The following is a 25,067-nucleotide window of genomic DNA, read 5'->3' on the forward strand; positions in this document are numbered from 1 at the left end:
GGTCAGGAGCCCATCGTGGAGGCCCACTTGGCCGACAGGACCTTCGCAGCCGCCGTGGCCTGGTCGTCCGTGAGCTCGACGTAGTCCTTCGGCATGCCGCCGGCGGCCTCGAGGGCGTCCTTGTCGACCTTGCCCGACTGCTCCAGCGCGGCGAGGGTCGACGGGAACGCTCCGGCCTGCAGGTACAGGTTCTGCACGGTCGGGCTCGCGATGTACTCCTGCCAGAGGCGCGCCGCGGCGGGGTGCGGGGCGTCCTTGTTGATGGCCTGCGAGTAGTACGAGCCGAGCGCCTGCCCCTCGGGGACGACGGTCTTCCAGTTCTTGTTCCCGCTGGATCCGGCGGCGGGACCCCAGGCGAGGTTGTTGTACGACCACTGGATGACCACGGGGGTCTCGCCCGAGGCGACGGTGGCCTGGGTGGGCAGCACGTTCTGGAAGTTGCCGGCCTGCTTGAGCTTGCCGAAGTACTCGACGCCCTTGGTGATGTCGTCGGCCGAACCGCCGTTCTCGAGGGCGGCCAGGTACACCGCGCTCGCGGCCTGGTTCGCCTGCGTCGGGTCGCCCGCGATCGAGACCTTGCCCTTGTACTCGGAGCCGAGGAGGTCGTTGAGGTCCTTCGGCGCGTCCGCGATCTTCGAGGAGTCGTAGCCGATCGACATCAGGCCGGTGTAGTCACGCGTCCACTTGCCGTCGGCGTCCTTGAGGGTCTCCGGGATGTCGGACCAGTTCGCGACCTTGTAGTCGGTGAGCAGCCCGAGGTTCTGCTGCAGGACCGCGTTGCCGAGGTCCAGCACGTCCGGTGCCGTCGACTGGCCCTTCTGCGACTTCACCGCGGCGACCTCGTCGGCGGAGGAGCCGTTCGGGTTGGCGGAGTTGACCTTGATGCCGTACTTCTTCGAGAAGCCGTCGATGATCTTGCCGTAGTTGGCCCACGACGGCGGCAGCGCGATGACGTTGAGCTGTCCCTCGGCCTTGGCGGCCTTCACGAGGGCGTCCATGCCGCCGGCGGACTGGGCGCTGGTGGCGGTCTTCCAGGCGGCGTCGTCGGTGGTGGAGGCGCTGCTCGTGGCGGAGCAGCCGGCGAGGGTGACGATCGCCGCGGCGGCGAGGGCGAGGCCCGCGAGCGCGCGCTGCTGGGTGCTGCGCTGGAGAGTGCTGCGCTGGTGGGTGCTGCGCTGGTGGGTGCTGCGCTGGTGGGTGCTGCGCTGGTGCAAGGGGGTGCCTTTCGGGATGACGGATCCGTCCCGCACGACTGTGCGACTCGGTCGGTCACGAGGATGGTCGCGATCGGTATCCGGCCCACAGCGGCAGGGTGAACGGGGATCGAACAGTTCCCGGTCGGTCGTTCAGGTGGCCGGGTCTTGTGGCGCGGCGGTCGGACGTGCTTTGCTCACCGCACCGGGGCGCTGCGGCGCCCGAACGGACTGGAGGCACGCATGCGGTTCACGACGACGGTCCTGCAGGCGAGGAAGACAGCCACCGGGTTGCCGGTGCCGCCGGAGGTCATCGAGGCGCTCGGTGCCGGGAAGCGTCCCGCGGTGGTCGTCACGCTGAACGACGGGTACCGCTACCGGTCCACCGTCGGCGTCATGGGAGCGCAGTCGCTCGTCCCGTTGTCGGCCGCGCACCGGGAGGCGTCCGGGATCAGCGCGGGTGACACGGTCGAGGTCACGCTCGAGGTGGACGCGGAGCCCCGAACCGTCGACGTGCCGGACGATCTCGGTGCCGCGCTCGACGCCGCCGCCGGGGTGCGGGCCGCGTTCGAGGCGCTCTCGGCGTCGCGGCAGCGGGCGCTCGTCGACCCGGTGCTCGCCGCCAAGGCCCCCGAGACGCGGGCGCGGCGTGTCGAGAAGGCCGTGGAGTCGCTCCGCGCGTAGCGGCGCGGGTTGCCGGGTGCCGGCGCGGGTGCCGGGTGCCGGCGCGGGTGCCGGGTGCCGGCGCGGGTGCCGGGTGCCGGCGCGGGGTTCGGCGGGCGCTGGTTGCCCGGTTGCCGAATCGCTCGTAGGTGGCCGAATCGCTCGTGGGTTGCCGAATCGCTCGTAGGAGGCCCGATCTTCCGACTGACCACGAGCGATTCAGCTTCCTATTGCACGTGTGATGGGCTGGAACGCACGGGCTCGACCGACCTCAGGCCCCGAGTTCGACCAGCACGCGCGGGATCTCCCCGACCAACTCGCTCGCCAGGTACCCGAGCGGACCCACCTGCACGGCGAGCCGGTCCCCCGCTGCGGCGTGCACGTACGAGGCCCACGCCACCGCCTGCGCCGGGTCGGCCCCACGGGCGAGCAACCCGACGACCGCTCCCGACAGCACGTCGCCGCTGCCGCTCGTGCCGAGGCCGCCGGAGCCGGTGCCCTTGCGCCACGTGCGTCCCCGGGGCGTGGCGATGGCGTCCCCGAGTGCGACCACCGCCCCGAAGCGCTCGGCGATCGCGACCGCGTCGGCCACGTCGTCGTCACCGCACTCCCGTCCGAGCAGGCGCTCGGCCTCGCCGCTGTTCGGCGTCATCACGAGCCGGTTCCGCAGCGGTCCGAGCTGGTCGCGGACGTCCGCCGCGACACCGAGGGCGAACGCGTCGAGCACGACCACGGTCTCCGGCCCGACCGTGCGCGCGAGGTTCGCCACGAGGTCCCTGGTGCCGTCGGGTTCGTCGAGTCCCGGTCCGACGAGCACGGCGTCCGCGAGCTCGAGTTCGGCGGCGATGCCCTCGACCGCACCGACGGCCACGTGCCCATCGGCGTCCTCGTCGAGCGGCTCGACACCGGATTCGGGAACGGCCACCGAGATGTGCGGTGCGATGCTGCGTGTGACCGCCAGGGTCAGCCGACCGGCCCCGACGCGCAGTGCCGCGAGGGCGGAGAGCATCGCGGCTCCGGGGGTGCGTGCCGCTCCGCCGACGACGAGCACCTGCCCGCGGCCGTACTTGCCGGCCCCTGGTTCCGGGAGCTGCCAGTCGCGGAGGAAGTTCGGGGTGACGGGTTCAGCGGACACGGGCGTCGTCCTTCCGACCGCTGTGTTCGGTCACCTGGCGGTCGTCGAGGTGCTCGACGGCCGAGAACTCCTCCAGCGACCACGGCTCGCCGATCCCGTCGCGGCGGAGGCGGGTGAGCGACGCGTTCGCGACCGTGTGCGTCTCGGCGAACTCCATGAGCGCCCGCTCGTCGAGGTCGAGGCAGACGGCCACCGTCAGCATGACGACCGCGTCGTGGGCGGCGACGACCAGGCGTTCGGGGCCGTGGAGGCGGTCGACGTCGGCGAGCACCGACCGGAGCCGGAGCATGACGTCCACCCACGATTCTCCGCCCGCGGGCCGGTGGTAGTACTTCCCGAGCCACTGCCGACGGCGTTCCTCGTCCGGGTACCGGTTGCGCACGCCCTGCCGGGTGAGGAGGTCGAGGACTCCGAGTTCGCGGTCCCGGAGCCGCTCGTCGATCCGGCGAGGCGGCTCCTCCGAGCCCGCTCGGTCCAGGGCGATCCGGATCGTCTGCTGGGCGCGGAGGTACGGCGATTCCCAGAGCTCGACCGGGACGGCGTCGACCCGGCGTCGGGCGAGCTCTCGTCCGAGTGCCCGCGATTGCTCCTCACCGAGCGGACTCAGCGGGACGTCCGCGTCCCGGTGCCCGGCGTCGATGACGTCCGCTCCGTCGGCCTCGGCGCGGGCGGCAGCGACGTTCGCTTCCGACTCCCCGTGGCGGACGAGCCAGATCTCCCTGACAGCCATGGCGCCACGCTAACGATGCGTGGCTGGGTCACCTCACCGGACGACGCCCCGTGCGCTGCGGAGCGGTCGGAGGAGGCACGGGAGCCCCGCGAGTCGGAGCCGGTGCGCGAGCGCGGGCAGGTCCCACAGGTCGCGCCACTCGAGGCGGATGATGGTGCGGACCGCGGGCACCGTCAGGAGCGACTCGTGTCTCCGCTTCTCGTGGACGAACACCTCGTGGGGTGCGCGGCCAGCGAGGTAGCGGTCCTGCGTGTACTTCGCCCGTCCGTCGATCTCGATCACGACTCCCTGCTCGGGGAACCAGAAGTCGACGTCGAACCGGTGGCCGCCCACCACGAACGGCTGCTGGAGCACGGGCGCGGGGAGCCCGAGTTCCCGGAAGACGACCCGCGCCAGCGACTCCGCGACCGACCCGGACCTGCGGTCGGCGAGTTCGAGGGCGATCAGCGCCTGCGCACGGCCACGGTGGTGCGGCAACCCGTCGAGCGCCTCCGTCATCGACCCGTGTCGGACACCCAGCCGCAGGGCGGCGTCGGCGAGGACGACCGCCTGCCGCACGTCCCCGGCGAGCGCGACGTCGGCCACGGTCCTCGCGATGGTCGTGAACCGGAGTCCGCCGTGCGACACGACGTGCTCCGCCCGGATCGGCCTCGTGTGGAGCACGAGACTGTCGGAACTCGAGCGGTACTGCCTCTTCGGGACCGTCGCGTGGACGGGCTCCGGCCATCCACCGAGCCACGGCAGCCCGTGGACGGCGGCCGCCGATGCGTGCGAGCCGACCGCCGCGACGCTCCGTCGACCGAGTCGTCCGAACACCCGGGTGACGTACCGCTGTCTCGGCCCAGCGGCGTCCCAGTCCGTCCCGCGGACGAAGGCGTTCGGCGCCACCCGCACGAGGCGGTCCGGTCCTTCCGAGGCCGCGAGCCGGCGGAGCGATGCCCCGGTGCGACCGGCTTCCCGCAGCGTGCTCGCGCGGTAGATGTCGAGTGGGAGTTCCATGCCGGCAAGGGTGCCCAACCGACCATGCGCGGTCGCGACCTCGACGGAGAACTGTTGATGAGCCTCCCGGCTGCAGCGCCTGTGGAGGAATGAGCAAACGACCCATCACGCCCGCAATGGAAAGCCGTTCCGCTCGTAGGTGGTCGGAAGTTCCGACCTCCTACGAGCGGTACGGCAACCCACGAGCGGAACGGCCAACCACGAGCGAAACCGCAACCAGCACCCACGAGCGGAACGGCCAACCACGAGCGAAACCGCAACCAGCAACCTACGAGCGGAACGGCAGCCCACGAGCGGAACGGCAAGCGGCGCCGGGGGAACGCACCCGAGCTCCCCCGACGCCGCAGCCTCTCCGCCGGGTCCGCTGCCTCGGACCCGGCGAGCCCCCGCTACGCCCGCTGTACCCGCAGCGTGACGATCTCGAACGGGCGCAGGGTGAGCACGACCGGCTCCCCGGCACCCCACGACGACGACTCGACGGGCCGTTCGAGCAGGTCGACCGCGGTGACGGACGACACGTCGAACCCGAACGACACCCCGACGTCGGTCGCCCGACCACCCGACGCCTCGTACAGCCGCACGACGACGTCCCCGGTGCGGTCCTCGGCGAGCTTGACGGCCTCGACGAACACCTGCGGCGACGACACCGTCACGAGCGGCTCGACCGACGCGGAACCCGGCACCGAACGCACCGGCAGGTTGAGCCGGTAGCCGGAGTCAGCGGCGTCGAGCACCGAGGCGCCCACGCGCAGCACCGTCCGGAACACGTGGTGCCCCTGGTCGGCGGACGGGTCGGGGAACGTCGGCGCCCGCAGCAGCGACTCCCGCACGAGCGTCGTCGTCCCACCGTCCGGACGGGTCCACCGGGTGATGTCGTGTCCGTAGGTGGAGTCGTTCGCGACGGCGGCGCCGAAGCCCGGCTCCGCGACGTGCACCCAGCGGTGGGCGGAGGTCTCGAACCGCGCCGAGTCCCACGAGGTGTTCTGGTGCGTGGGTCGGTCGATGTGGCCGAACTGGATCTCGCTGGAGGCGACCGACGCCCGGACGTCGAGCGGGAACGCGAGCTTGAGGAGCTTCTGCCGCTCGTGCCAGTCGACCGCGGTCTCGACGAGGAGCTCGGCGCTGCCGGCGACGGCGGAGAACCGCGTCGTGACGGTCGACGACCCGAAGGCACGGGTCACGACGACCTCGTCGCCGTCGACGTCCACCGAGGTCGCCGTCAGCACGGTGCCGTTGCGCTGGTACGCGCGGTCGATGTCCCACGCCTCCCACTGGTTCGGGGTGTCCCGGAACACGGTGTACTGCGCGGCGGCCCCGTCCGGCGCGACGGCGTCGCGGCCGGTCGCGTGCTCGACGAGGGACACGACGTGCCCCTCGCCGTCGATGGTCGCGGTCACGACGCCGGTGTCGAACACCAGGTGGTCGCCGTCCCGGACGGGAGGCACGGCTCGCGGCGCGTCGTCAGGGGAACCACCCAGGGCGGTCACCGATCCGACGGCGACGGGCGAGGCGTTGAAGCGCACCGTCCCGCCGTCGCCGCCGGCACGCCCGGCTCCGCCGGACGGCGTCCCCTCGGTCGCGGGGGCGTCGACCACTCCGCTGCCGCGGGCATCCCCGTGCGCGGCGGTCCTCGCACCGACCCCGGCGAGGGCCTCAGCGCCGCCGTTCGCGAGCGCGGTCGTGGCGGTGCCGATGAGCTCCTCGAGGACCGCGGCGACGCGGGCGTAGTTCTCCTCGGCGACCTCGTAGACCCAGGCGATCGAGGAGCCCGGCAGGATGTCGTGGAACTGCTGCAGGAGGACGGTGTGCCAGGCCTCCTCGAGCGCGTCGTACGGGTACTCGGCACCGAGCCGGACGGCCGCCGTCGCCGCCCAGAGCTCGGCCTCGCGGAGCAGGTGCTCCGAGCGGCGGTTGCCCTGCTTGGTGCGGATCTGCGACGTGTACGTGCCGCGGTGGAACTCGAGGTACATCTCCCCCGACCACACGGCGGGTTCGGGCAGCACGCGCTCGAGCTCCTCGAACACGTCGGCCGGGGTGCCGAGCGTGACGCGCGGCGAACCGTCGAGGTCGTGCTGGCGTCGTGCGGCGGCGACCATCTCGCGGGTGGGTCCGCCGCCGCCGTCGCCGAAGCCGTACAGGAGCATCGCGGTGTTGGCGACGCCGCGCTCCTTGTTCTGCCGTTCCCCGCGGTGCAGGTCGGCGGCGGAGACGTCCGAGTTGTAGGTGTCGGCCGGGGGCAGGTGCGTGAGGACCCGGGAGCCGTCGATGCCCTCCCAGTGGAAGGAGGTGTGCGGGATGACGTTCGTCTCGTTCCACGAGGGCTTCTGCGTGACGAACCACTTCGAGCCCGCGGCGCGGACGATCTGCGGGAGCGCACCCGAGTAGCCGAACGAGTCCGGCAGCCAGGCCTCCGGGGTGTCGATGCCGAACTCCTCGAGGAACAGCCGCTTGCCCGCGACGAACTGCCGGGCGAGCGCCTCGCCGCCGGGCAGGTTCGTGTCGGACTCGACCCACATGCCGCCGACGGGGATCCAGCGCCCCTCGGCGACCCGCTGCTTGATGCGTTCCCAGATGGACGGGTAGCCGTCGCGGATCCAGGCGTACTGCTGGGCGGACGAGCAGGCGAAGGTGAACTCGGGGTCGCGGTCCATCAGGTCGAGGACGTTCGAGAAGGTGCGGGCGCACTTCCGGATCGTCTCGCGGACGGGCCAGAGCCAGGCGGAGTCGATGTGGGCGTGCCCGACGGCGACGGCGCGCTGCGCGGACCCGGCGGCCCCGACGGCGAGGAGCGGCGCGAGGACCGCGCGGGCGTCGGCTGCGGTGCCGGCGACGTCGTCGGGGTCGAGGGCGTCGGCGGCACGCTCGAGGCCACGGAGGATGTCGGCGCCGCGGGTGCCGTCGGTGGGCAACTCCGCCATCAGGCCGCGGAGCACCCAGACGTCCTGCTGCAGTTCCCAGACGGTGTCGTCGCGTTCGACGAGCTCGAGGGCGCGCAGGCGGTAGATCGGTTCGGTGCCGGCGGTGGAGCGGGACCCGAGCGGGGTGGCGCCCTGGAACGAGTCGCCGCCGATGTCCGGGTTGGCCGCGGCCTCGACGTAGACCTCGAACGACTCCCCGGGTCCGACCTCGAGCGGGATCGTGTCGTTGAGCGGCTCGATGCCCTTGATGGTGGTGCCGTCCGGGCGCCAGGCGAGCCCCTCGGCCTGGAACCCGGGCTGGCGCTTCGAGAAGCCGAGGTCGACCCGCAGCTCCGCGGTGGTGCCGGGCGCGGTGCCGAAGTCGGCGGGGACGGTCCCGCGGACCCGGAACCAGGTGGTGCCCCAGGGCCGGTCGCCCCACTCGTCGCCGACCGCGAACGGGGCGTACTCGGCGGCCGCGGCGACCGCGAACGGGACGGGTTCGTCGGGGACCGTCCACGCGGCGATCTCGACCGGTGCCGAGCGGCGCAGGACCGCCGGGTCGATGCGGTCGCGGACGAGCCGGGCGATCCGGGCTTCGACGAGGGGTTCGTCGTGGTGCATGGGAGTGCCTTTCCTGGTTCTTCCGTGGGCCCGATCAGCCCTTGATGCCGCCGGCGAGGGCGCTGCCGCCGCCGAGGCCCCTGGACACGATCACGTAGAGGGCGATGACGGGCACGGAGTAGACGATGGAGAACGCGGCGAGCTGCCCGTAGGCGACGGCGCCGTTCTGCCCGAAGAAGTTGAAGATGCTCACGGCAGCGGGCTGCTTGTCGGGCGACAGGAGCAGCACGAAGGGGACGAAGAAGTTCCCCCACGCCTGGATGAACACGAAGATGAAGACGACCGCGATCCCCGGGCGCATGAGCGGGATCACGACCCGCCAGAGCGTCGTCAGCATCGAGGCGCCGTCGGTCCACGCCGCCTCCTCGAGGACGATCGGCACCGAGTCCATGAAGTTCTTCGACATCCAGATGGCCATCGGCAGGCTGGTCGCGGCGAGGAAGAAGATGCAGCCCCACACGTTGTCGATCAGGTTGAGCGACACGAACAACGCGTAGACGGGCACCATCATGGCCGTGATGGGCAGACCGGTGCCGAACAGGATGCTGTACAGGAACGGCTTGTTGATCCGCATCCGGTAGCGCGACAGCGGGTACGCGGCGAGGATCGCGACGACGACCGTGACCACCGCGGTGCCGCCGGAGAGCAGCAGGCTGTTCGCGAGCGGGATGAACGACAGGTCGGGCGTGAGCACCTTCGCGAAGTTGTCGAGCGTGAACTGCGACGGCACCTTCACGGAGAGCGACGCCTGGGTGTCGAGCGACGCGAGCACGAGCCAGAGCAGCGGCACCGCGAAGCAGACGGCGATGGCGAGCAGGACGACGTTCGAGACCCAGCGCATCGTGCGGCCGCGCGGCGAGGTCATGTGCAGCGCGCCGGGGGCGGTGACGGCCCGGGTGGTGGTCGTGTCGGGACGAGCGGCGGTGATCGCCATGTCAGTCCACCTCCGGCTTCAGTGCCTTGATGTAGATGATCGAGAAGACGGCGCCGACCACGAGCAGGATCGTCGCGATGGCGGTGCCGAATCCGAGCTGCGAGAACTTGAACGCCTCCTGGTACGCCAGGATCGGCAGCGTCGACGAGTTCGTGCCGGGGCCGCCGCCGGTCATCACGAAGATGAGGGTGAACACCGACAGGGTCTGCAGCGTGGTGAGCATCAGGTTGGTGGAGATCGAGCGACGGATCACCGGCAGCGTGATGTAGACCAGGCGCTGCCAGCCGGTGGCGCCGTCGACCTCGGCGGACTCGACGATCTCCTCCGGCACCTCCTGCACGGCGGCGGAGTAGACGAGCATCGAGAACGCGGTGCCGCGCCAGATGTTCGCCAGGATCACGGACAGCATCGGGTACGTGTAGAGCCAGTTCGGCCCGGTGATCCCGATGGTCTTCAGGAACTCGTTGAGCGTGCCCTGGTCGTTGAAGAACGCGTAGGCGGCGAACGAGGCGACGATCTCGGGCAGGACCCACGCGGCGACGACGAAGGTGCCGACGATCGCGCGGACCACCTTGTTCGCGTTCCGCATGAGGAAGGCGAGCGCGAGTCCGAGGACGTTCTGCCCGACGACGGCGGACGCGAGCAGGAACACGATGGTCAGGACGACGGACTTCGGGAAGTCCGGGTCCTGGAACAGCTCGACGTAGTTCTTCAGCCCGACGAACTGCTGGTCCGCGGCTCCGGCGCCGGTGAGCGCGGAGTTCGTGAACGAGCCGGAGAACGACGAGATGACGGGGCCGAGCAGGAAGATGACGAGGAGGACGACGGCGGGCAGGAGCGGGACGGCGCGGCCGACGCTGCGGAGCGGCTTCCGCCTGCGCTGCGTCGGTCCGTCGGTGCGCTTCGGCGCACCGGGCGCCGACAGGGTCGGCGCGAGGGGGGTGCTGGACACGGTTGGTTGCCTTCCGGGTGCGGAGAGGGTTCCGAAGGTGGGGAGGGGACGGACGGGAGGCGCGGTGCGCGACGCGAGCCGCGCCTCCAGTCCGTCAGGTGGTGACGACCGTCAGCCGGCGGAGACGGTGTTGTCCTTGCCGACGGCCTGCTCGACCGCGGAGTCGTACGCGGCCGCCGCCTGCTTGGGCGTCTGCTGGCCGGTCATCACCGACTCCATCGCGACCTGGATGGCGTTGGACACCTGCGAGTAGTCACTCGTCGCCGGGCGGAAGTTGGTGTGCTCCACCAGCGACGAGAAGAACTTGAAGGTCGGGTTGGCGTCCGTGTAGGCGCTGTCCTCGGCCACGTCCTTGCGCACGGCGATCTGGCTGTTCTCGGTGTCGTACTTCAGCGAGCCGTCCTTGTCGAGGAACTTCGCGATGAAGTCGAACGCGGCCTGCGGGGCCTTCGAGTTCTTGCCGACCGCGAGCGTCCAGCCACCGGACATCGAGTTGTAGCCGGGCTCCTGGCCGTTCTGCGTCGGGAACGGCGCCTGGCCCATCACGGACGACCAGTCGCTCCACGGCGCGGTGCCCGACTTCAGCCAGGTGCCGGACTGCCACGAGCCGTCGAGGTCGATCGCGAGCTTGCCCTGCGGCAGCCACGTCTGGGCGATCGTGGTGCCGACGTTGGTGTCGAGCGCCTGCTGCGGGGTCGGGCCGAGGCCGCCCTGGTAGACCTCCTTGACGAACTTCAGCGAGTCCTCGAACTGCTTCGAGCCGGTGACCCACTTCTTGTCCTTGTAGAGGGTGTTGCCGGAGCCGTCCGCGCCGTAGAGGAGCATCTCGAAGCCCTGCATGGTCGAGGCCTCGCCCTGCGCCTTGCCCGAGTAGATGTTGAACGGGATGACGCCGGAGTCCTTCTCCTTGATGGTCTTCGCCGCCGCGAGGACGTCGTCCCACGTCTTCGGCTCCCACGGGACGGGCAGGCCGACCTTCTTGAAGATGTCCTTGTTGTACCAGAGGGCCCGGGTGTCGGTGCCCATCGAGACGCCGTAGGTCTTGCCGTCGACGCCCTCACCGGCCTGCTTGGCGTTGTCGTAGAACTGGTCCCAGTCCTTCCACTTCGCCGTGTACTTGTCCAGCGGCAGGAGGTAGCCGGCCTGGGCGTCGGCCTTGATGAGGAAGGTGTCCTCGTACATGACGTCCGGCGCGGTGGCGGCCGCCTTGTTCATGAGCGCGAGCTTCGTGTAGTAGTCGTTGCCCTGCGCCTGGATCGGCACGAGGGTGACCTTCCGGCCGGGGTACTCCTTCTCGTACTCCTTCTTGACTTCCTTCATCTGAGCGTCGAGCTGCTGGAAGGCGCCGAACTTCTGGTACGCGATCTTGATCGTGTCGCTCGAAGCGGATCCGGAGGTGGAACAACCCGCCAGACCGACCGCGGCGACTGCTGCTGCGGCGAGACCGGCGATGATTCGGGTGCGGCGTTTCATCGGTGCTCCTTTGCACGGGATGTCGCGGGTGCCGTCACCCGCGTGGGATTACTCCACCGTATTTACTTATCCATGTCAAGGGGTATTCCGGTACCGCTCCGGAACGGTCGCGGGGGCAGGTGCCGGATCGCTCGTAGGCGGCGGAATCGCTCGTGGGGAGCGGAATCGCTCGTAGGAGGCCGGATCGCTCGTCGGTGACCAGATCGCTCGTAGGAGCCCGGAACTTCCGGCACCCGACGAGCGATCCGGCTTCCCAGGTCGGACGCGATGGGAAGGCACGACCTCAGATCGGGGTGGCCCCGCCCGACACCGTGATGCCCCCGGACGCCGGGACGTCGACGAGCAGGACACTCGGCCGACCCACGTGCCGCCCCTGCCGGATCACGACGCGGTCCCCGGCGGACACCTTCCCGACCGCGCGGAGGTACGCCCCCGTGGCCGCCGCTGCCGATCCCGTCGCCGGGTCCTCGGTGATGCGCCCCGCAGGGAACAGGTTCCGCGCCTCGTACTCGAGGGCACCGGTGCGGTGCAGCACGACCACGGTGCCCTCCCACCCGGCCTCCTGCTTCAGGGCGAGGAGCGTCGCAGGGTCGAACCGGAACTGGTGGAACACCTCGGCGTCGTGCAGGACGAGGACGGGGTGCCGGTTGCCGGCCGCGGCCTCGAGCACGGGGTACCCCTCGGCGATGTCCGACGGCCGGAGTCCGGTGACGGCGTAGAGCCGCTCGAGGTGCTCCCGGTCGACCTCGCCCGTCGAGGGCTCGACACTCGTCATCGCGACCACCACCGCGCCGTGGTCGTCCGTCGAGGCGCGGACCGCCACCGGGCCGACGGCCGTCTCGAACACCCGGTCGGCCACCCCGTGCCGCTCGGCGAGGACCACCCCGAGCGCGATCGTCGCGTGTCCGCAGAACGGCACCTCGGCGCCGGGCGAGAAGTACCGCACCCGGGGGCGGTCGGTGGTCCCGCCGACGACGAACACCGTCTCGGGGTAGCCGACCCGGCGGGCTGTGGCGAGCATCTCGTCACCGGTCATCGACGCGGCGTCGAGCACGATCCCGGCGGGGTTGCCCCCACCCGGCCCGTCGGCGAACGCGGTGTACCGGAGGATCTCGGAGGTCACCCCACGACGCTACCGCCGGACGCTCTGCGCCACGGGGCGGCCCGTCAGTGCCGGATCAGCAACGTGCTCGCCCGCGGCGACAGCGCGGCGTCGAGCACCAGGCACGCCGCTCCCACCGCGGCCACCTCGGCACCGCGGTCGCTCTCCACGACGGCGATCGGGTGCTTCGGCACGAGGATCGGCGAGTCGACGATGGCGGTGCGCGCCGCGGGCAGCGCCGCCGCCGCGATCCGCGACCAGAACGGCCCACCGAACACCACCCGGTCAAGGTCGAGCAGGTTCACGATGAGCACCGCGGCGTTGCCCATGACCCGTCCGGCGTCCGCCGCGAGGGCGTGCGCGTCGGGGTCACCGGCGTCGATCGCGGCCGCCAGCGCGTCCCAGGCCCGGTCGACCGCGGCGGCGTCGTGCACCTCGCCGAGCTGCAGACCGCGCTCCTGCGCCACCCGCACCAGGCGGTCCGGTGCGACGGCGGCGCCGACCTCTCCCCGCGAACCGGCGCCGTCCGGGGTCCCCGCGAGCGGCCCCTGGTCGACCATGATGTGCCCGGCGTCGCCGGCGTTGGCGCCCACACCTCGGACGGGCTCGTGGTCGAGGACGAGTCCGACGCCGAAGCCGGTGCCGAAGTACACGAACGCGAAGTTCCGGGCGGAGGACTCCCCCGCGAGGAACATCTCGCCGACGGCGGCGGCCGTGACGTCCTTCTCGAGCAGCACCGGGGAGCCGGTGGCCTCGGCGACCGCGTCACGGAGCGGCACGTCCCGCCAGCGCGGCAGGAACGGCGGGTCGAGCACGACCCCGGCGTCGGCGTCGATCGGTCCGGGGGTCGCGATGCCGACGCCGAGCACCGTGGTGTCGTCGATGCCGGCACCGGTGACGAGGGCGTCCACCGCCCCCGCGATCGTGCGCACCACCTGGTCGGGGTCGTCGGCGGTGGGGGTCGACGTCGTGCTCTGGGCGACGACGGTGCCGGCGAGGTCGAGCAGCACGTACGTGACCACGGCGGGGTCGACGTGCACCCCCACGGCGTACCGGCTGCCCGGCTCGAGCCGCAGGATCGTCCGGGGCTTGCCGCGTCCCGACACCACGGTGCCCGACTCGACGATCATGCCGGCCTCGATCAGGAACCGCGTGACGTTCGACACGGTCTGGGCGCTCAGGCCGGTCCGTCCGGCGAGCTCGACCCGGCTGAGGCCCTCCGGCGAGCGGCGGACGGCGTCGAGCACCACCGTACGGTTGAACCCCCCGATCGACGGGAGGTTCGCTCCACGCCGGTGCTCTGCCATGCGGTGACCATACCGTGCGCGGATCGCCCGCCCGGCACGGTGACCACACCGCACGCCGCCCGCCCGGCACGGTGACCACACCGCACGCCGCCCGCCCGGCACGGCGACCACACCGCACGCCGCCCGCCCGGCACGCCGACGATGCCGTCCGTCGCCAAGGCGCACCGGGCGACAACGGTGCGGTATCGGTCTCCCGCACGCGCTGGCCCCCGCACGGGGAGCACGGATACCCTGAGCAGCATGGCCGATCTGCGACTCGAAGAGCTCTCCGCGACGACCGCCGCTGCGGCGAACTCCCTGACCCTGAAGCCGGGGCAGGAACAGTTCGTGCAGCCGTCCACGTACGCGCAGGCGGAGTCGGACGTCAAGCCGAGCTCGGCCTGGACCCGCGTGGTCCTCGACGGCGACGAGGTCGTCGGCATGATCATCGGGACGTTCGACGCCGACAACTCGGAGGAGGAGCTCCGCAGCGCCATCTGGCGGGTGAACGTCGCGGCGAGCGCCCAGGGCCGCGGCGTCGGCCGCTTCGCCGTGCACGGTCTCGCCGAGGAAGCCAGGAACCGCGGGTTCGAGCGCCTCACGGTCGTCTACGAGCCCGGCGGCGACGACAGCCCGGAGGCGTTCTTCCGCGCGATCGGGTTCGAGGTCCTGCGGGAGACGCAGTACGGCGACCACTTCGCCGTCCTGAACCTCGGGTGACCGCGGAGCCGTCCCCGCCGTTCGACTTCGGGGCAGCCGTCGCCGACGTGGTGCGGTCGATCCCGCCGGGGCACGTGATGACCTACGGCGACGTCGCCGCGGCGCTCGGTTCCCGCGCGTCGCGCGCCGTCGGCAAGGTGATGGCGCACGAGGGCGCCGACCTGCCGTGGTGGCGCGTGGTCCGGTCCGGCGGGCACCCTCCGATCCGCCACGAGGCACGGGCGCTGGAGCACTACCGCGCGGAGGGCACGCCGCTCGTGCAGGGCGCGTCGGCCTGGAGGCTCGACTTGCGTCGGGCGCGCTGGTCGCCCCCGCCGGGCGACCGGCAGGGCGAGGTACCGGGTGACCGGCAGGCCGACGCGACGGGCGACCGGCAGGCCGACGCGACGGGCGTGGCGGAGGCGGGTCGCGCCTCCCGTCCGACAGCGGGCGACGTCGGCGACGCCGACGGCTACGACCCCACCGACCCCGGGTTCCCGCGCGACCCGTTCTGATCCGGGACCCGACCGCCGAGGTCGCGGAGCCGACGCGCGGGCACCCCGCCGTACAGGCCGCCGGAGGCGAGCCGACCGGCGACGACCGCCCCGGCCGCGACGATGACCCCGTCCTCGACGACGGCGCCGGGCAGCACCGTGGTGCGCGCTCCGATCCAGACGCCGGCCCCGATGGCCACCGGGCGCCCGCCGGCCTCGCGTTCCCAGTCGCCCGCGTCGTCGATCCCGTGGTGACTCGTGACGATGAGCGTCTGCATGCCGATCGCCGTACCGTCCCCGATCGACACGGGGGCGACGGCCTCGATCGAGACGTGCTTGTTGCAGAACACGCCGTGGCCGATCGTCAGGTTCCGCGGCGACCCGGTCAGCGAGAACCCGGTTCCGGGACCGGACCCGACGCGCGCGCCGGCCGCGTTGAGCACCGCGCGCCGGAGCACGCGGGGGACGAGTGCGGAACCGAGGAGGGTGCTGAACAGGACGTGTTCCGTGCCGGTCGCGAGGTCCTCGCCGAGCCGGGCCGCCGTACCGCTGCTGGGTGGGGTCACGCCCGGATCGTAGAGCCGGTCGGGTTCGCCGCGGAACGCGTGGGGCGCACTCTTGCGGCTTCACCACTCTCTGTGGGAGCGCACACTCGGACGCCGACGACGCCGGCGGTGCTCAGACGTCGAACCGCACGCCCTTCGGGTGCGACGGCAGCAGGAACAGGACGAAGAGCACGAGCGACCCGATGCCGAACGCGAGGTGCAGGAACTGCCAGAAGCCGGACAGGTTCGCGTCGTGCAACCGCCGCGCACCGAGGGCGAGCGAGCCGACGAGTGTACCGAGCGTCCAGATCATGAACAGGTACGCGCCGACCGGGTTCTCGAACAGCGGGGCGTCGGGCGTGAAGACCTGCGGGACGAGCTGCAGCACGAGCCCGATCGCGAACGAGGTCAGCCACCACCACCAGAACTCGGACCGCGAGGCACGGCCGGTGAACACCGTGTACTTCCGCCAGAACCGTCGGACCGCCTCGGGGAACGGTGCGCCCGGGAAGGGGTCGCGCAGGGCGATGCCGCCGGGCTGCACGCTGTCGTCGCTCATCCTGCAAGCCAACCACGACGTACAACCCGGCCGCCCCTCACACGAGCGAGTCGCGCCAGGCCGCGTGGAGCTGGGCGAACCGTCCGGTGCCGGCGATGAGGTCCGCCGGGGTGCCGTCCTCGACGATCCGTCCGTGCTCCATCACGAGCACCCGGTGGGCGATCGCCACGGTCGACAACCGGTGCGCGATGATCACCGCGGTGCGGTCGGCGAGCAGGGTCTCGAGGCCCTCCTGCACGAGCCGCTCCGACGGGATGTCGAGCGACGCCGTCGCCTCGTCGAGGATGAGCACCTTCGGGTCGGCGAGGAACGCCCGTGCGAAGGAGAGCAGCTGACGCTGCCCAGCACTCACCCGGCCGCCGCGCTTGTTCACGTCGGTGTCGTACCCGTCCGGCAGCGCCATGATGAACTCGTGCGCACCGACCGCCCGGGCCGCCCGTTCGACCTCCTCGCGCGATGCCCCGGGCTTCCCGAGCGCGATGTTGTCGGCGACGGACCCGGAGAACAGGTACGCCTCCTGCGTGACCATGACGATGGCGCGGCGCATGTCCTTCGGGTCGAGGTCCCGCAGGTCCACACCGTCGAGCCGCACGGACCCCCGCGACGGGTCGTAGAAGCGCGCCATGAGCTTGGCGAGCGTCGACTTCCCCGCACCGGTCGACCCGACGAGGGCGATCGTCTGGCCGGCCGGGATGTGCAGGTCGAACTCCGGCAGCACGACCTTGTCCGCGTTGTACGCGAACTCGACGTCGTCGAAGTCCATCCGCCCGGACGCGTCCGGCAGGTGCACGGGCTTCACGGGGTCCGGGACGCTCGGCCGCTCCTCGAGCACCCCGGAGATCTTCTCCATCGCGGCCGAGGCCGACTGGTACCCGTTGTAGAACATCGCGAGCTCCTGCGCCGGGTCGAAGAAGCGCTTGGCGTACAGCGCGACCGCGAGCAGCGCACCGACCTCGAGCGACCCGCCGACGATCCGGAAGCCGCCGACGACCACGACCGCGGCGAGCGTGACGTTCCCGATGAGCACGAGCACCGGGTCGAAGGTCCCGAACAGGTTGAACACCTTCGTGTTCGCCACCCGGTAGTCCTCGACGTACCCGCCGTACTCGTCCCGGTTGCGGGACTCCTTGCGGAACGCCTGGACGGCCCGGATCCCCGTCATCGTCTCGACGAAGTGCACGATCACCCGCGCCGAGGTGACGCGGGTGGCCCGGAACAGCGTCTGCGAGTTCGACTGGAACCAGCGGATCAGGAACCACAGCGGCACGAGGGACACCGCGAGCACGAGTCCGGACGTCGGGTCGAGCGCGACGAGGGCGATCGCGGTGAACACCATGTACAGCACGCCCTGGATGAGCTGGTTCAGCCCGGAGTCGAGCAGCTCGCGGATGGAGTCGAGGTCGCTCGTCTGGCGCGAGATGATCCGCCCGGACGTGTAGGTCTCGTGGAACTCGAGCGAGAGCCGCTGCGTGTGCAGGAACACCCGTTTGCGGAGGTCGAACAGGATCGCCTGGCTGATCCGCGCCGCCAGGACCGTGTACCAGGCGGTGAGGACCGCACCCGCGATCGCCACGACGATGTACGTCGCGACGACCCCGAACGCCGGCACCCAGTCGTTCCGGTCGAGCACCGCCGGCAGGGCGTTGTCGATGCCCCACGCGATGAGCGCCGGACCCGCGACCGTGCCCGCGGTGGAGACCACGACGACGATCCCGAGCAGCACGAGCCGCGCCTTGAGCGGAGCCGCGAGCGACCCGAGCAGGGCGAGGGACCGGCGCCGCAGGCGCTTGCTCTCGGCCTTCGTGAAGTCGTCGCGCTCCTCCCCGCGCACACCGAGGGTGGTGATCGACGCGGTGATCGGTGCGGAAGCCTGCGCTTCCGGGGCGTCCTGCGGGACGGACGCCGCGCCTCCCGGCTGCCCGGACGTCTCGACAGGCAGCTGCTGTTCCTGCTGGCTCATGCCATCGCCGCCTTCCGTGCGGTGGTGTCGTCCTCGTCGAGCGACGAGATGACGTAGCGGTAGTGCTCGTTGGTGGCCATCAGCTCCGAGTGGGTGCCGACGGCGGTGATCCGGCCGTTCTCCATGAGCGCCACGCGGTCGGCGAGCGTCACGGTGGACGGGCGGTGGGCGACGATCAGCGAGGTCGTCTCGGCGAGGACGCGGCGCAGTCCGGCCTCGACCCGGGCCTCGGTGTCGACGTCGAGCGCGGACAGCGGGTCGTCGAGGACGAGCACCGACGGCCGCGCGGCGATCGCCCGGGCGAGCGCCAGCCGCTGACGCTGCCCGCCGGAGAGCGACAGGCCCTCCTCGCCGACGCGGGTGTCGACGCCGTCGGGCAGGTCGTCCACGAACGACGCCTGCGCGATCTCGAGCGCCTCGCGCATCACGCGGTCGGCCTCGTCACCGGACAGGTCGGGCCGGCCGAGCAGCACGTTGTCGCGTACCGACGTCGAGAAGAGCGTGGCGTCCTCGAACGCGACGCCGACGTGGCGCCGGAGCTCCTGCCGGGTGAGGTCGCGGATGTCCACCCCGTCGATCGTCACCGATCCGCCGGTCACGTCGTAGAGCCGCGGCACGAGCGACAGCAGGGTGGTCTTGCCGCAGCCGGTGAGCCCGACGAGTGCCATCGTCTCGCCCGGCCGGAGCTGCAGCTCGACGCCGTTCAGCAGGTCCGGGTACTGCGCGGGCGAGTCCTGGTAGCGGAAGTGCACCGCGTTGAAGGACAGCGCACCGTGCGGCTCGGCGATGGTCTCCGGCTCCTGCGGGTCCTGGATGGTGTTCTCGGAGTCCATGACCTCGAAGAACCGGTCGACCGCCGTACGGGTGTCGAACGTCATCGAGAGCAGGAAGCCGATCGACTCGATCGGGAACCGCAGCACCGTCGCCGTCGCGAAGAACGCGAAGAGCTGACCCACTGTGAGCTGGCCCTGGCTCGCCAGGTAGATGCCCGCCAGCAGGCAGAGCGCGAACGCGACGTCCGGCACGAGCAGCAGCCAGAGCCAGATGCCCGCGATCGCCTTCGCCTTCTCGATCTCGGTGCCGCGCAGCGCCTCCGCCTGCTCGCTGAACTCGTCGAGCTTCGAGCGGCCGCGGCCGAACGCCTTGAGCACGCGGATGCCGTGCACGGACTGCTCGACGCTCGTGGCGAGGTCACCGACCTGGTCCTGGCTGCGCCGTGCGACGACCGAGTACTTCCGCTCGAACAGCAGGCCGTTGACCCAGAGCGGGATCGATGCGACGAGGAACACCAGCCCGAGCAGCCACCCGAAGGTGAACAGCACGACGAAGCCGACGATGATCGTGACGATGTTCACCACGAGCAGGACGACGCCGAACGCCAGCCACCGGCGGATGAGCGACAGGTCGGACACCGAGCGGGACAGCAGCTGGCCGGACTCCCAGCGGTCGTGGAACGCGACGGGCAGGTCCTGCAGCTTCGCGTACAGGGCGTTGCGCATGCTCGTCTCGATGCGCGTCGACGGGCGCATCACGAGCCGGCGACGGGAGGCGATGAAGAACGCCTCGAGCGCGCCGAGCGCCAGGACGCCCAGGCCCGCCGGCCAGATCTGTGCGGCGTCCTTCGAGGACAGCGGGCCGTCGACGAGCCACTGCAGGACGTAGGGGATGGCGAGCGCCACCAGCGAGGCGCCCATGGCGGCGAACATGCCGCCGATGAGCCGCCCCTGGTAGGGCCGCACGTAGGGGAGGATCCGCGCGATCGCGCGGACGGTCGAGGGTCGGTCGGTGGACGGGCGCGCCTGGTCTGGCGTCTTGGACATGCGTTGCGTCCTCGTGCGTCGTGCCGGTCCCCGGGCGGTCGCTGCGGTCGCAGCTGCCGGCCTGGAGGCCCGGTGTCCGTTGCGTGGTGGTCGTCGGCCGAGCGGGTGGCCGGGTCGCGGGCCGCCCCCACCTGGTCGGTGGGTCCGGTGTGCCGCGTCGGGGCCGCCCACCGCCGCTGGTCGTGCGGCGTCGGGTCGGTCGGAGTGCGCCGGGGGCGACGTGGTCGTCCCCGGGTGCAGGCGTGGGCTCGCGTGCGCCCGTGCTCGTCGTCGCCGGTGGTGTCCCGGCGGCTCGTCGCGTGCTCGTCGTCGCCGGGGTCCCGGCGGCTCGTCGCTGGCTGTGGGAGCAGCCCTACGCGGACAGCGGTGCCGTGCCGACGGGCGTACCCGCGAACGGGTACGGCGCGACGGCCGCGGGTGCGATGCGCGGTCGTGCGTCGGGAGCGGTCCCCACGGTGCGCACGAGGTCCGCACGGGCTGCCATGGCCGTGGTCCGGGTCGTCGTGTGCATCGTCACTCCAGTCGTCGTCTTCGTCACCGTTGTGTCCGCCGCGCCGCCGGTCCCGCACAGTCTCCTGCTGGGGGTCGTCGGCTGCCTGTCGCGGAGCCTTACAGACTATTCACAGTCGATCATGGAGCGCAAGCGTTTTCCGGAGTTGCCGGTTGTTCGACTCAGTGGAAGAAGTGGCGCTCACCCGTCAGGTACATCGTGACCCCGGCGGCCTTCGCCGCGGCGATGACCTCGTCGTCGCGCATGCTCCCGCCGGGCTGGGCGACCGCCCGGACCCCGGCGTCGAGCAGGACCTGCAGGCCGTCCGCGAACGGGAAGAACGCGTCCGACGCGGCGACCGATCCGGCAGCGCGGTCCCCGGCCCGGTCGACGGCCAGGTGGCACGAGTCGACGCGGTTGACCTGGCCCATGCCGACACCGACGCTCGCGCCGGCGTTCGCCAGCAGGATCGCGTTCGACTTCACCGCGCGGCACGCCTTCCACGCGAACGCCAGGTCGGCCAGGGTCTGCTCGTCGGCGGGTTCGCCGGACACCAGCGTCCACGTGGACTGGTCGAAGCCGTCGAAGCGGTCGGCGTCCTGCACGAGGAAGCCGCCGGACACCTGCTTGACCTCCTGCGGCGCGAGGGCGAAGTCGGCGGGCAGCTGGACGAGGCGGATGTTCTTCTTGCGCGACAGGACCTCGAGCGCCTCGGGGTCGAACGCCGGCGCCACGACGACCTCGGTGAAGATGTCGGCGACGGTCTCGGCCATCCCGAGCGTCACCGGACGGTTCGCCGCGATGACACCGCCGAACGCCGACAGCGGGTCGCAGGCGTGCGCGGCGGCGTGGGCGGAGGCGATCGGGTCCGACGCGTCGGTCGGGGCGACCGCGATGCCGCAGGGGTTCGCGTGCTTGATGACCGCGACGGCGGGCTCGGTGAAGTCGTAGGCCGCCCGGACCGCCGCGTCAGCGTCGACGTAGTTGTTGTACGACATCTCCTTGCCGTGCAGCTGCGTCGCCTGCGCGATGCCGGTGCCGTGCTCGGAGCGGTACAGCGCCGCACGCTGGTGCGCGTTCTCGCCGTAGCGGAGGGTCGAGGCCAGCCCCCCGTCGAGCGTGAGGCGCTCCGGGAAGTCCGCACGGGCCTCCTGGTCGGCGGCTGCGGCCCCGACGACGTCGGAGGCGAAGTACGACGCCACCGCGGTGTCGTACGCGGCCGTGTGCGCGAACGCCTGCGCCGCCAGGCGCTTCCGCAGCTCGAGCGTCGTCCCGCCCGCACGGACGGCCTCGACGACCTCGGCGTAGGACGACGGCGACACGACGATCGCCACGTTCGGGTGGTTCTTCGCCGACGCGCGGACCATCGCCGGCCCGCCGATGTCGACGTTCTCGACCACCGTCGCGGCGTCGGCACCGGACGCCACGGTCTCGACGAACGGGTAGAGGTTCACGACGACGAGCTGGAAGGCCTCGATGCCGAGCTCGGCGAGCTGCTGCTCGTGCGACTCGAGCCGCAGGTCGGCGAGGAGGCCCGCGTGCACCGACGGGTGCAGGGTCTTCACCCGACCGTCGAGGGACTCCGGGAACCCGGTCACGCTCGAGACGTCCGTCACCGCGAAGCCCGCGTCGCGGATCGTCTGTGCGGTCGAACCCGTCGACACGATCTCGACCCCGGACTCGGCGAGCGCCCCGGCGAGCTCCAGCAGGCCGGACTTGTCGGACACCGAGACGAGTGCGCGGCGCACGGGCACCACGTCGCGGTCGCGGTACAGGGCGGGGTCGGCGGCGTGCACGCTCATGTGGTCGGTGAACCCTTCAGGTCGATGGTGCCGTTGGCGATGTCGAGGACGGTCTGGATGAGGAGGCGGCGCTCGACCGGCTTGATGCGGTCGTGCAGCGTCGACTCGGTGTCGCCCGGCAGCACCGGGACGCGCTCCTGGGCGAGGATCGGACCCGAGTCGACGCCGTCGTCGACCGCGATGACGCTCGCGCCGGTCTCCGTCACTCCGGCAGCGAGGGCGTCCCGCACGCCGTGGGCGCCGGGGAACTCGGGCAGGTACGCCGGGTGGGTGTTGATGATCGCCGGGGAGAACTCGGCGACCACGGCCGGCGGCAGCAGCCGCATCAGCCCGGAGAGCACGAGGAGGTCGGGCGTCCACGGGCGGATCTGCTCGGCGAGCGCGGCGCCCCACTCGGCACGGCTGGCGTAGCGGGAGTACGGCACCGTGAACGTGGGGATCGAGAACTCCTCGCCGAGGCCGAGTCCCTCGGCGTCGCGGTCGGCCCCGATCGCGACGACGCGGGCGGGGTACTCGGCGTCCGTGGTCGCCTCGAGCAGCGCTCGGAGGTTCGACCCGGTACCGGAGATCAGGACGACCAGTTCGAGCACGGTGTCCAGCCTAGCGGGGCGTCGGGGCGCACTACTCCGACTTCGGCCGCCGCCACCAGGGCAGTTCGTCCTCGGGGATCTGGTCGGTCGCGTCCCATCCCGGACGGGCCGGTGCCGAGGCGGCGGGAGCCGTCGCCGCGTCGTCGTCGACGTCGTCGCGACCCGCCACGAACTCCTCGGTGCTCCACGGGAACGCGGGCTGCGGCTCGGTACCGGGCGCCGTCGGGAGCGGCTCGTCGTCGACGGGGCGCCGCTGCGCCTCGGCGTCGGCGCCGGTCACGCGGTCGCGGAGGGCCCCGGCCCGGTCGCGCACGTCGCCCGCGGCGTCGCGGAGCCGGTCCCTCAGAGCGGTGCGCGCGCGCTGCGGGCCCGCTGCGGGTGTCGGCGTGACGCGCTCGCTGGCCACGGCGTCGGTGCGGGCCCAGTCCGGCAGGGCGACGTCGGCGTCGGGGTCGGATGCGGCTGCGGCTGCGGCTGCGGCTGCGTCGGGGCCGGCTGGGTGCTGCGCATCGGCGGCCGACCGGGAGGCACGGCTCGGCTCCGCCAGGCCGGTCCGGCGCGCGGGCGGCGCGTCTGCGGCGGCATCGTCGTCGGTGATCGGCTCGGTCAGGGCGGACGGTCCGGCGCCGGCCACGCGGAGGTGCTCGGCGTGCTCGGCGTGCTCGTGGTGCTCGTCGTGCTCGTCGTGCTTGCTGTGCTCGTCGGGCTCGCCGGGGACTCCGTGAGCTCCGTGGGTCTCGCGGACCACGAACCGGTGGCTGTCGGTGCTCCGCACGGCTCCGGCGCGGTCGAGGGCCGCCAGCAGCGACTCCTCGGGCTCGACCGGGTCGTCCTCGGTCTCGGTCCACCGCTCACGTCGCGCGGGCAGGCGCACCAGGTCGCTCCCGATCGCGAGCGCCACCGCGGCCGGGACGCCGACCTCGAGCGCGGCGACGAGGCCCACGACCAGTCCGTCCGGCCCGACGTCGGCGAGCCGTCCCGGTCCGAAGGACCCGGAGGACAGCCATGCGACCCCTCCGGTCAGCACCCCGGCGACGACGCCGGCCGCCACGCCGCCGAGCGCCCGGTACAGCGCCGAGTCCTGCGCGCCGAGCGCACGCACGAGCCGGGGCCGGAGCATGCCGGCGACCGCGAACCCGGCGACGACGGGCACCAAGACCCAGACGAGGCCGAAGGTGTGCCCGGACGCGGGCAGCGCGCCGAACACCGGTAGCCCGGGGATCGGACCGAGCGCTGTGCCGATCGGCGAGACGCTCGACCCGGTCCCGATCGCGAAGCCGGGTCCGACGAGCCACGCGGTCGCCCACCCCACGAGGTCCGGGACGAACGCGAGCTGGCCGACGGTCAGGGCGACGCCCCCGACGACACCGGCGTGCGAGCGCTCGTAGAGGGTGATGACCTCGGCGAAGGACCCGAACAGCAGGAAGGCGACGACGACACCGGCGATCCCGACCACCACGGCGGTGACGGCCGTCCCGGCGCGGAGCCCGAACGCGATGACCGCACGCCACACCGCGGGGATGCGCTGCACGAGGTCGATCGCCCGCTGCGACACCGCGTCCGCCGGGAGCATCCGCCGCACGCGGCACAGCTCGGAGGCGGCGAAGGCGGGGATGCCGAACCACAGCGCGGGGAGCACGACGGCCTGCCACGTGCTCGGCTGCGTGGCCGTCGACGTGGACGACAGGGCGATCAGGAGGCCGAGGACGGCCACGACCGCGGTGCCGACGAGCACGCCGGTGGTGCGGTGCGCGGTCTCGGCGAACCGGCGCCCGGCACGGGCCCCGAGCCAGGCGGTGACGATCGCGAACCCGAGCGCCGCGACCGTGACGTGGATCGGTGCGGACGCCCCACTCACCCCGGACGCCTTCGCGGTGGCGGAACCGAGCACGAACGTGACGTCGACCCCGTGCCCGACGAGCCACACGCTGCCGGTCGCCTTCCAGAAGACGTCCCAGTCGACCTGCAGCCCGTACTCGAAGCCCCACAGGAGCGTGAGCGGCACGAGCGCGATCCCGACGCCCACGCCGACCGTCACGATCCCCTCGATCGCGGCGAGCACGGCGGTTCCCAGGCGGTTCATCCGGGCCAGGGTACGTGCCGTGGGGCGGGAACGACGG

General features: G+C 72.0%; 21 protein-coding genes. 3 read left to right on the forward strand and 18 right to left on the reverse strand.

Annotation, left to right across the window (positions count from 1 at the left end):
- Positions 1–2 precede the first annotated feature (2 nt).
- Entirely contained in the window at positions 3–1,214 is a 1,212-nt protein-coding gene (locus Csp2054_RS06640) for an ABC transporter substrate-binding protein (protein WP_176491595.1), read from the reverse strand.
- Between the two features lie 222 nt (positions 1,215–1,436).
- On the opposite strand from Csp2054_RS06640, the gene Csp2054_RS06645 reads away from it, so the two are divergent.
- The gene (locus tag Csp2054_RS06645) at positions 1,437–1,877 is read left to right on the forward strand and encodes a YdeI/OmpD-associated family protein (RefSeq protein WP_096898530.1); all 441 of its coding nucleotides are present in this window, start codon (positions 1,437–1,439) and stop codon (positions 1,875–1,877) included.
- A gap of 250 nt (positions 1,878–2,127) precedes the next feature.
- On the opposite strand, the gene Csp2054_RS06650 is transcribed toward Csp2054_RS06645, so the two are convergent.
- The 9 genes from Csp2054_RS06650 to Csp2054_RS06690 form a co-directional block, all read right to left on the reverse strand.
- Positions 2,128–2,991 (reverse strand): NAD(P)H-hydrate dehydratase, encoded by an 864-nt coding sequence (locus tag Csp2054_RS06650; protein WP_096898531.1) that lies wholly within the window; start codon positions 2,989–2,991, stop codon positions 2,128–2,130.
- Positions 2,981–3,721, reverse strand: a complete 741-nt coding sequence (locus Csp2054_RS06655) for a histidine phosphatase family protein (protein ID WP_096898532.1) — start codon at positions 3,719–3,721, stop codon at positions 2,981–2,983. The genes Csp2054_RS06650 and Csp2054_RS06655 overlap by 11 nt, the downstream gene beginning before the upstream one ends.
- Before the next feature lie 33 nt (positions 3,722–3,754).
- Complete coding sequence (locus Csp2054_RS06660; protein ID WP_096898533.1) at positions 3,755–4,720, reverse strand: hypothetical protein; 966 nt, start codon at positions 4,718–4,720, stop codon at positions 3,755–3,757.
- 389 nt (positions 4,721–5,109) lie between these two features.
- Positions 5,110–8,241 (reverse strand): alpha-mannosidase, encoded by a 3,132-nt coding sequence (locus Csp2054_RS06665; protein ID WP_096898534.1) that lies wholly within the window; start codon positions 8,239–8,241, stop codon positions 5,110–5,112.
- Between the two features lie 34 nt (positions 8,242–8,275).
- Positions 8,276–9,175 (reverse strand): carbohydrate ABC transporter permease, encoded by a 900-nt coding sequence (locus Csp2054_RS06670; RefSeq protein ID WP_411897140.1) that lies wholly within the window; start codon positions 9,173–9,175, stop codon positions 8,276–8,278.
- Position 9,176: 1 nt separating this feature from the next.
- On the reverse strand, positions 9,177–10,127 hold the full coding sequence (locus Csp2054_RS06675; protein WP_096898535.1) for a carbohydrate ABC transporter permease: 951 nt from the start codon (positions 10,125–10,127) through the stop codon (positions 9,177–9,179).
- A 111-nt stretch (positions 10,128–10,238) separates the two neighbouring features.
- Complete coding sequence (locus Csp2054_RS06680) at positions 10,239–11,600, reverse strand: extracellular solute-binding protein (protein ID WP_096898536.1); 1,362 nt, start codon at positions 11,598–11,600, stop codon at positions 10,239–10,241.
- Between the two features lie 283 nt (positions 11,601–11,883).
- Positions 11,884–12,723, reverse strand: a complete 840-nt coding sequence (locus tag Csp2054_RS06685) for a PhzF family phenazine biosynthesis protein (RefSeq protein WP_096898537.1) — start codon at positions 12,721–12,723, stop codon at positions 11,884–11,886.
- Positions 12,724–12,767: 44 nt separating this feature from the next.
- On the reverse strand, positions 12,768–14,009 hold the full coding sequence (locus tag Csp2054_RS06690) for an ROK family transcriptional regulator (RefSeq protein WP_096898538.1): 1,242 nt from the start codon (positions 14,007–14,009) through the stop codon (positions 12,768–12,770).
- Between the two features lie 240 nt (positions 14,010–14,249).
- On the opposite strand from Csp2054_RS06690, the gene Csp2054_RS06695 reads away from it, so the two are divergent.
- Together Csp2054_RS06695 and Csp2054_RS18520 are read left to right on the forward strand one after the other, a co-directional pair.
- Entirely contained in the window at positions 14,250–14,708 is a 459-nt protein-coding gene (locus tag Csp2054_RS06695) for a GNAT family N-acetyltransferase (protein WP_096898539.1), read from the forward strand.
- The gene (locus tag Csp2054_RS18520; RefSeq protein WP_255252643.1) at positions 14,705–15,202 is read left to right on the forward strand and encodes an MGMT family protein; all 498 of its coding nucleotides are present in this window, start codon (positions 14,705–14,707) and stop codon (positions 15,200–15,202) included. Before Csp2054_RS06695 ends, Csp2054_RS18520 begins: the two co-directional genes overlap by 4 nt.
- On the opposite strand, the gene Csp2054_RS06705 is transcribed toward Csp2054_RS18520, so the two are convergent.
- The 8 genes from Csp2054_RS06705 to Csp2054_RS06735 all read right to left on the reverse strand — a co-directional run bounded on the left by Csp2054_RS06705 (position 15,160) and on the right by Csp2054_RS06735 (position 25,030).
- A complete protein-coding gene (locus Csp2054_RS06705) occupies positions 15,160–15,747 on the reverse strand; it encodes an acyltransferase (protein ID WP_096898540.1) in 588 nt (195 codons plus the stop codon). The genes Csp2054_RS18520 and Csp2054_RS06705 overlap by 43 nt on opposite strands.
- Before the next feature lie 112 nt (positions 15,748–15,859).
- Complete coding sequence (locus tag Csp2054_RS06710) at positions 15,860–16,285, reverse strand: DUF805 domain-containing protein (protein ID WP_096898541.1); 426 nt, start codon at positions 16,283–16,285, stop codon at positions 15,860–15,862.
- 37 nt (positions 16,286–16,322) lie between these two features.
- Positions 16,323–18,131 (reverse strand): ABC transporter ATP-binding protein, encoded by a 1,809-nt coding sequence (locus Csp2054_RS06715; RefSeq protein WP_096898647.1) that lies wholly within the window; start codon positions 18,129–18,131, stop codon positions 16,323–16,325.
- A gap of 110 nt (positions 18,132–18,241) precedes the next feature.
- Entirely contained in the window at positions 18,242–20,065 is a 1,824-nt protein-coding gene (locus Csp2054_RS06720; RefSeq protein WP_096898542.1) for an ABC transporter ATP-binding protein, read from the reverse strand.
- A gap of 352 nt (positions 20,066–20,417) precedes the next feature.
- Positions 20,418–20,576, reverse strand: coding sequence for a hypothetical protein (locus Csp2054_RS18040; RefSeq protein ID WP_176491596.1), 159 nt, complete (start codon positions 20,574–20,576; stop codon positions 20,418–20,420).
- A gap of 161 nt (positions 20,577–20,737) precedes the next feature.
- Positions 20,738–22,357, reverse strand: coding sequence for a bifunctional phosphoribosylaminoimidazolecarboxamide formyltransferase/IMP cyclohydrolase (gene purH, locus Csp2054_RS06725; protein WP_096898543.1), 1,620 nt, complete (start codon positions 22,355–22,357; stop codon positions 20,738–20,740).
- On the reverse strand, positions 22,354–22,947 hold the full coding sequence (gene purN / locus Csp2054_RS06730) for a phosphoribosylglycinamide formyltransferase (RefSeq protein ID WP_096898544.1): 594 nt from the start codon (positions 22,945–22,947) through the stop codon (positions 22,354–22,356). The genes purH and purN overlap by 4 nt, the downstream gene beginning before the upstream one ends.
- A 31-nt stretch (positions 22,948–22,978) precedes the next feature.
- Positions 22,979–25,030: a DUF6350 family protein gene (locus Csp2054_RS06735; protein ID WP_096898545.1), complete on the reverse strand. Its 2,052-nt coding sequence runs from the start codon at positions 25,028–25,030 to the stop codon at positions 22,979–22,981.
- Positions 25,031–25,067: the final 37 nt, after the last annotated feature.

The sequence above is a fragment of the Curtobacterium sp. 'Ferrero' genome, assembly GCF_002412165.1.
In the GTDB taxonomy this organism is placed as follows: domain Bacteria; phylum Actinomycetota; class Actinomycetes; order Actinomycetales; family Microbacteriaceae; genus Curtobacterium.

What these genes read in the sequence shown, in the direction of transcription:
- Csp2054_RS06680 (WP_096898536.1), bottom strand. Translation starts at nt 11,600, where the DNA reads ATGAAACGCCGCACCCGAATCATCGCCGGTCTCGCCGCAGCAGCAGTC.
- Csp2054_RS06690 (WP_096898538.1), bottom strand. Translation starts at nt 14,009, where the DNA reads ATGGCAGAGCACCGGCGTGGAGCGAACCTCCCGTCGATCGGGGGGTTC.
- Csp2054_RS06735 (WP_096898545.1), bottom strand. Translation starts at nt 25,030, where the DNA reads ATGAACCGCCTGGGAACCGCCGTGCTCGCCGCGATCGAGGGGATCGTG.
- Csp2054_RS06710 (WP_096898541.1), bottom strand. Translation starts at nt 16,285, where the DNA reads ATGAGCGACGACAGCGTGCAGCCCGGCGGCATCGCCCTGCGCGACCCC.
- Csp2054_RS18040 (WP_176491596.1), bottom strand. Translation starts at nt 20,576, where the DNA reads ATGCACACGACGACCCGGACCACGGCCATGGCAGCCCGTGCGGACCTC.
- Csp2054_RS06665 (WP_096898534.1), bottom strand. Translation starts at nt 8,241, where the DNA reads ATGCACCACGACGAACCCCTCGTCGAAGCCCGGATCGCCCGGCTCGTC.
- purH (WP_096898543.1), bottom strand. Translation starts at nt 22,357, where the DNA reads ATGAGCGTGCACGCCGCCGACCCCGCCCTGTACCGCGACCGCGACGTG.
- Csp2054_RS06670 (WP_411897140.1), bottom strand. Translation starts at nt 9,175, where the DNA reads ATGGCGATCACCGCCGCTCGTCCCGACACGACCACCACCCGGGCCGTC.
- Csp2054_RS06645 (WP_096898530.1), top strand. Translation starts at nt 1,437, where the DNA reads ATGCGGTTCACGACGACGGTCCTGCAGGCGAGGAAGACAGCCACCGGG.
- Csp2054_RS06655 (WP_096898532.1), bottom strand. Translation starts at nt 3,721, where the DNA reads ATGGCTGTCAGGGAGATCTGGCTCGTCCGCCACGGGGAGTCGGAAGCG.
- Csp2054_RS06695 (WP_096898539.1), top strand. Translation starts at nt 14,250, where the DNA reads ATGGCCGATCTGCGACTCGAAGAGCTCTCCGCGACGACCGCCGCTGCG.
- Csp2054_RS06720 (WP_096898542.1), bottom strand. Translation starts at nt 20,065, where the DNA reads ATGTCCAAGACGCCAGACCAGGCGCGCCCGTCCACCGACCGACCCTCG.
- Csp2054_RS06660 (WP_096898533.1), bottom strand. Translation starts at nt 4,720, where the DNA reads ATGGAACTCCCACTCGACATCTACCGCGCGAGCACGCTGCGGGAAGCC.